General features: G+C 70.6%; 6 protein-coding genes. 1 reads left to right on the forward strand and 5 read right to left on the reverse strand.

Annotated features, from left to right (window positions below):
- Positions 1-46: 46 nt before the first annotated feature.
- On the reverse strand, positions 47-1,060 hold the full coding sequence (locus CHB94_RS13940) for an aldo/keto reductase family protein (protein ID WP_089337165.1): 1,014 nt from the start codon (positions 1,058-1,060) through the stop codon (positions 47-49).
- A 152-nt stretch (positions 1,061-1,212) separates the two neighbouring features.
- Here CHB94_RS13940 and CHB94_RS13945 point away from each other — a divergent pair, with 152 nt between their 5' ends.
- A complete protein-coding gene (locus CHB94_RS13945) occupies positions 1,213-2,454 on the forward strand; it encodes a glycosyltransferase family 4 protein (RefSeq protein ID WP_089337166.1) in 1,242 nt (413 codons plus the stop codon).
- Positions 2,455-2,602: 148 nt separating this feature from the next.
- Here the strand turns inward: CHB94_RS13945 and CHB94_RS13950 are convergent, their stop codons facing one another.
- From CHB94_RS13950 to CHB94_RS25750, 4 genes are all read right to left on the reverse strand, one after another.
- On the reverse strand, positions 2,603-3,001 hold the full coding sequence (locus tag CHB94_RS13950; RefSeq protein ID WP_254920634.1) for a MerR family transcriptional regulator: 399 nt from the start codon (positions 2,999-3,001) through the stop codon (positions 2,603-2,605).
- 47 nt (positions 3,002-3,048) lie between these two features.
- Positions 3,049-4,539 (reverse strand): SulP family inorganic anion transporter, encoded by a 1,491-nt coding sequence (locus tag CHB94_RS13955; protein ID WP_089337168.1) that lies wholly within the window; start codon positions 4,537-4,539, stop codon positions 3,049-3,051.
- Between the two features lie 336 nt (positions 4,540-4,875).
- Positions 4,876-5,403, reverse strand: a complete 528-nt coding sequence (locus tag CHB94_RS25745) for a transposase (protein WP_217899301.1) — start codon at positions 5,401-5,403, stop codon at positions 4,876-4,878.
- A gap of 66 nt (positions 5,404-5,469) precedes the next feature.
- Positions 5,470-5,919, reverse strand: coding sequence for a helix-turn-helix domain-containing protein (locus CHB94_RS25750; RefSeq protein ID WP_217899302.1), 450 nt, complete (start codon positions 5,917-5,919; stop codon positions 5,470-5,472).
- Positions 5,920-6,235: the final 316 nt, after the last annotated feature.

A 6,235-nucleotide genomic window follows, 5' to 3' on the forward strand; every position in this document is an offset into this window, starting at 1 on the left:
TGGCCGGATCTGGGGCGGCCGCAGAGCAGGTGTGGCGCGGGTCCGCTCAAGCCGCTTGGGTCCGCGCGGCCTTGTCGGCGGGCAGGAAGACCTGGTCGGGGTTCTTCTCGACCACGTCACCGAGGACGTCGTCGATGCGTCGTAGGACGTCGTCATCCAGTCGGACGCCGGCCGCCTTGACGTTGTCCCGAACCTGCTCGGGGCGGCTGGCGCCGATGATCGCTGCAGCCACGTTGGTGTTCTGGAGCACCCAGGCGAGCGCGAGCTGGGCCATGGTGAGGCCGAGGTCATCGGCGATGGGGCGCAGCTGCTGCACGCGGGCGAGGACGTCGTCGGCGAGGAATCCCTCGACCTGGAAGCCCACGCCCGAGTGGCTCGCGCGGCTGTCGGCTGGGGGCTGCTCGCCGGGCCGGTACTTGCCGGTGAGCACGCCCTGGGCCAGGGGGGACCAGACGATCTGGGACAGCCCCTCCTTCTCGCAGGTGGGAACGACCTCGGCCTCGATGACCCGCCACAGCATCGAGTACTGCGGCTGGTTGCTGATCAGCTGCACGCCGAGCTCCCGGGCCAGGGCGGCCGCGGCGGCGATCTGGTCAGCCTGCCACTCCGAGACGCCGAGGTAGAGAACCTTGCCGGCTCGCACGAGGTCGGCGAAGGCGGTCATCGTCTCCTCCAGCGGCACCGTGGGGTCGTAGCGGTGCGCCTGGTAGAGGTCGATGTAGTCGGTGCCCAGCCGGCGCAGGGAGGCGTGGCAGCTCTCGACGATGTGCTTCCGGGACAGCCCCCGGTCGTTGGGGCCCGGCCCGGTCGGCCAGTACACCTTCGTCGCGATCTCCAGTCCCTCCCGGCGCTGGCTGGCCAGGGCGCGGCCGAGCACGGACTCGGCGGCCGTGCCGGCGTAGACGTCGGCGGTGTCGAAGGTGGTGATCCCGACATCGAGGGCCGCCTGCACGCAGGCCAGCGCGGCGTCCTCCTCGACCTGGCTGCCGTGGGTCAGCCAGTTGCCGAAGGCGATCTGCGAAACGTTCAGGCCCGACCGGCCCAGTCGACGGAACTCCACGCCGTCCGACCGTAGTGCCGGTGACGAGACCCGGCGCGTGGAGACGACCACCCGCGCCGGCGAACACCGGTCGGTTGCGAGCCGCGGTTGCCGTTGCGTCATCCCTCGCTCCCTGCCACGGTGCGCCAACGAGGGCGAAGGAGAGGTGGTTCATGGCGAGCGCGACCGGCGAGGTGACCGAGGACCCCGACCGCTCAGCAGTGGGGGAGGCGTCCCCCACATCCGGGTTCACGGCGTGGCCTCGCCGCCGGCTGTCCATCTGCCTCTACACCCCGTCGGCCGACCCCTCCGGCATGGGCGCCCACATGCTCGATCTGGCCGCGGAGTTCCGGTCGCAGGCCGACGTCTCCGTGCTCTGCTGGGGGACGCCCAGCGGACGACGGGTCCTCGAGCGCGCCGCTGCGCTGGGAGTCGCCACCTGTGCTCTTCCGCCTCCGCGCGACCCCGCGTTCGCGCACGCCATCGTCGAGTTCCTCACCGCCCACCCGGCGGATGTCTTCCACATCCACGTGGGCAGCGGCCGGGAGAACTTCGACGGCGCCCGGGCGGCCCGACGGGCCGGCGTGCCCGCTGTCGTTCAGACGCAGCACCAACCGTGGCTGCTGAACCCGCGCAAGAAGGCCGCGTTCTTCCGGGCCATCGCGCCGGTGGATCGGCTCATCGCCGTCTCCGAAGGCGTGCGGCTCACCCACGAGCGCATCGGCGTGCCTGCTGAGCGCCTGGTGACCGTGCCGAACGGCATCGTCCCCCGAGGACGGGGGCCGGGGCGGCTGGCCGCGCGCGCCGCGCTGGGCCTGGAGCCGGATCACCTCGTGGTGATGAACGTGGGTCGGCTCATGGTGCAGAAGGGCCAGTGCTACCTGGTGGCGGCGATGCCGGATCTCGCGGCCCGCTTCGCGCGCCTGGCAGTGGTCATCGTCGGCGGCGGCTACCTGGCCGACGACCTGGCGCGGCAGGCGGCCGACCTCGGCGTGGCCGCCTGCCTCCACCTGCCCGGCCACCGGACCGACGCCCGGATGCTCCTGGACGCAGCGGACGTGTTCGCCTTGCCGTCCCGGCAGGAGGGCATGCCCCTGGCCGCCCTCGAGGCGATGGACGCCGGCCTGCCGGTGGTGGCCACCGACGTCATCGGAACGGCGGAGGTCGTGATCTCCGGGGTGACCGGCACGCTGGTTTCGCCGGAGGACCCGCCCGCCCTCGCCGAGGCGGTCGCCGAACTGCTCGCCGACCCGGACCTGCGCCAGCGCTACGCCCGCGCCGGGAGGCATCGCTACGTCGCGCACTTCACGGCCCGGCGGATGGCGGAGGACACCCTGCGGGTCTACGAGGACGTCCTCGCGGGGGCCGCCCCGCCGGTCCACGGAAGCGTGCCGTCAGGCCGGGCGGTCCGCTGACCTCCTCCTCGACTCCGGCGTGTCCCTGTCCGCCAGCACGTTGCGCGCCGAGACCTGACAGCACCGCACGGGCCCGCCGTCGTCGGTGGTGACGACGGCCGGCCCGCGCGCTGCATGTCCGTTTGTCGGGCGGCGCCGCCTTGCGGACTCAGCGACTGGCGTCCAGGCGTTCGGCAAGGGTGGTGGCGAACCCCTCGGCCACGGCGAGCTCCTTCTTCAGCGCGGTGACCCGGGCGGTGGCCGCCTCGTGGAACATCCGCAGCCGGTCCACCAGCTGTTCCCGGTCACCGGTCGCTGCGTTGAGGTCGGCCAGCAGGGTGAGCAGCTCCTGCATCTCCTCGAGGCTGAACCCCAGCGGCTTCATCCGCTTGATCACCTCGAGGCGGGCCACCTCGTTCTCGCTGTAGAGCCGGAAGCCGCCCTCGGAGCGGGCAGTGGGGATGACCAGCCCGTTCTCCTCGTAGAACCGGATGGTCCGCAGGCTCAGACCCGTGCGCTCGGCGACCTGGCCGATCTGCATCAGCTCGCCGCGAGGTGTCCCGGTCACCCCTCCTTCATAGGCCACCGGGTGCCGCGCTGCCGACGCGCCGCGCATCAGTGGGCTCCGGCGAGCTGGCCGGTGTGCCGGTCGTACCGGTCGGCGGAGTGACCCTGCAGACCGACGATCTCGACCCTCTTGCCGCGGATGGCGTACTTGTGCGTGATGGCGTCGAGGGCAGCGACGGTGGAGGCGTCCCAGACGTGGGCGTTCGACAGGTCGATCACCACGTTCTCCGGGTCACCGGCGTAGTCGAACTGGGTGTAGAGGTCGTTGCTGGAGGCGAAGAACAGCGCGCCGTGCACCGAATACACCCGGGTGTCGCCGTCGGGGTCGGTGACGCTGGTGACCTCGGCCAGGTGCGCGACCCGGCGAGCGAACAGCACGCAGGCGGCGAGGACCCCGGCGCCGACGCCGATCGCGAGGTTGTGGGTGACCAGCGTGCCGGCGACAGTCGTGAGCATCACGATCGTCTCGCTCCTGGGCATCCGGTGGATGGTGCGCAGGCTGTGCCAGTCGAACGTGGCGATCGACACGAAGATCATCACTGCGACGAGCGCGGCCATCGGAATCACGGCGACGACATCGCCGAGGGCGACGACCAGGATCAGCAGGAAGACCCCGGACAGGAAGGTCGACAGCCGGGTCCGGGCGCCGGACTTCACGTTGATCATCGTCTGGCCGATCATGGCGCAGCCGCCCATGCCGCCGAAGAACCCGGAGGCGACGTTGGCCACGCCCTGGCCCCAGGATTCACGGGTCTTGTCGGAGTGGGTGTCGGTGATGTCGTCGACCAGCTTGGCGGTCATCAGCGACTCCATCAGCCCGACGAGGGCCACCCCCAGGGCGTAGGGCGCGATGATCCTCAGGGTCTCGAGGGTGAGCGGGATGTCGGGCAGGCCGAAAAACGGCAGGCTGTCGGGGAGATCCCCTTCACCGCCCACGTTCGGCACGGTGAACCCGGCGGCGACGGTCAGGCCGGTGAGCACGACGATCGACAGCAGCGGCGCCGGAACGGCGGTGGTCAGCCTCGGCAGCAAGAAGATGATCGCCAGGCCGGCGGCGACCAGCGGGTAGACCAGCCACGGCACGTCGACCAGCTGCGGCAGCTGCGCGGTGAAGATCATGATGGCCAGGGCGTTGACGAAGCCCACCATGACGCTGCGCGGGATGAACCGCATCAGCCGGGCGAAGCCGGACACGCCGAGCAGCACCTGGAACACGCCACCGAGGACGACCGCGGCCAGCAGGTACTCGAGGCCGTACTCGCGGGCGAGCGGGGCCACGACCAGGGCGATGGCCCCGGTGGCGGCGGTGATCATCGCCGGGCGGCCGCCGGTGAAGGCGATGACGACGGCCATCACGAAGGACGAGAAGAGGCCGACCCGAGGGTCCACCCCGGCGAGGATGGAGAAGCTGATCGCCTCGGGGATGAGCGCCAGGGCGACGACGAGGCCGGCGAGCACCTCGGTGCGGGCGACCTTCGGCGACAGCCAGGCGGGCCGGGACAGACGCGGGATGGGTAGGGCAGGGGGGGCTGAGGACATGGATCCGTCTCATTCGGTGCGCCGTGGCCGGCGCAGGCGGGCAGCACCGGAGGCGGTGCCGATTCAGGGGCGGGCGCGGCGGTGCACCCGGGAGGCGAGGCGTCGTCGGAGCGCGCGATGCTGGTTGGGACCTGTCGACCAAGGGCCATCGGTGCCGCAGACGGCGTTGCTCAGGTCAACGACAGTCTGCCGGAAACTCGTCCCTCACGTCAGGGTTGGTTGCTGAGCCGTTCGTCACTGCCAACGGATGAGGCCCTGGTCAGCGGTGTCCGTCGAGCGACACGAGCCGCACCCTCCGTGCGGCGAACGACTTCGTGAGTCGGTGCTAGTGCCGGGTCAGGCAACCTTCGCCCTCTTGATGGTTTCGGCTCGGCGGATGACCTTGCGGAGCCTGGGGTCGGTGACGTGCCGGTTCCGCCAGGCGATGTAGCGGCGGATCATGCTCGCCTGCTCGCGGTGGGACTCGTGGTCGGTGCCGTCGGGGGCGAAGTAGCGCAGTGCGGTGAACTGGGCCTCGATGCGGTTGAGCCACGAGCCGTAGAACGGGGTGTAGGCCAGCTCGACGTTGTTCGCCGCCGCCCACTCACCGACCCGCGAGTCGGTCCTGGTCGACAGGTGCGGACTGAAGTTGTCCAGCACGATCGCGATCCGCACCTCGGCTGGGTGCAGCGAGCGCAAGTAGCGGCAGAAGGCGAGGAACTCGGTGCGGCCCTTCCGGGCCTTGACGTGGCCGTAGAGCCGGTCGGTGGACAGGTCGTAGCCGGCGATCAGGTGCCGCACGCCGTGCGGACGGGTGTAGGTGGCCCGCCGGCGACGCCGCCGCGGCCGCTGCTGATCGCGGTGCCGGTCGCCACCGGTGCCCACTGCTTGCCGGGGTGGGGTTGGAGGTTCAGTGGGCCGAACTCGTCGCAGCAGATGACGACGGTCGGGTCACCGCGGCCGGGCCGGCGGCGTCCGTCGGCGATTGCGTAGAGCTCCAGCACCCGGTTCTTCTTGGCCTCGTAGTCGGGGTCGGTGCTGGTCTTCCAGGTCTTCACGGCTTGGAAAGGAGACGCCCTCCTCGCGCAGCAGCGTGCGCAGACCCTCATGGGAGATGTCCTCGACCACCCCCTCGGCGACCAGGAAGTCAGCCAGCTTCGACAGGCTCCACACCGAGAACGGCAACCCGTGATCGGCCGGGCGGCTCAGCGCGGACTTCTTGATCTCCTGGCGCTGGTCCACGGTGAACTTCGGTGGTCGCCCGCCGGCGTACTTCGGGCGCAGCGAGTCGAAGCCATCGGCGTTGAAGTTGTGGATCACGTCCCGCACCCGGTCTGCGCTGGTGAACGTCACCTCGGCGATCTGCGGCACGGCCATGCCCTGGGCCGACAGCAACACCATCTGAGCTCGTCGCCAGGTCACCACCGAACCGCTGCTGCGACGCACGACCCGCAGCAGCTTGTTGCCTCGTCGTTGCTGATCGGGCGGACCTGCACGCGATGCACCATCTCGCATCTCCCGCGGGGAAGACAGGATCAGACAAGACGACGGTGACACCCGCCACGCTCGGTGGGGACTCCTTCGTCCGCCCCGGGACGGGCGAAGGTTGGCAGCCGCGGCACTAGGGCGTGTCTCACCGATCTTGACCGGCGGGTTCGGTAGGCCTGGTGTGTGCGCGATCGTCACGATCTGACTGATGTGGAGTGGGCCCGGCTGG

It is taken from the genome of Blastococcus mobilis (assembly GCF_900188025.1).
Lineage (GTDB): Bacteria > Actinomycetota > Actinomycetes > Mycobacteriales > Geodermatophilaceae > Blastococcus_B > Blastococcus_B mobilis.

Excerpts from the sequence above, each read along its gene's own strand:
- CHB94_RS13945 (WP_089337166.1), top strand. The coding sequence starts at position 1,213 with ATGGCGAGCGCGACCGGCGAGGTGACCGAGGACCCCGACCGCTCAGCA.
- CHB94_RS13955 (WP_089337168.1), bottom strand. The coding sequence starts at position 4,539 with ATGTCCTCAGCCCCCCCTGCCCTACCCATCCCGCGTCTGTCCCGGCCC.
- CHB94_RS25750 (WP_217899302.1), bottom strand. The coding sequence starts at position 5,919 with ATGGTGTTGCTGTCGGCCCAGGGCATGGCCGTGCCGCAGATCGCCGAG.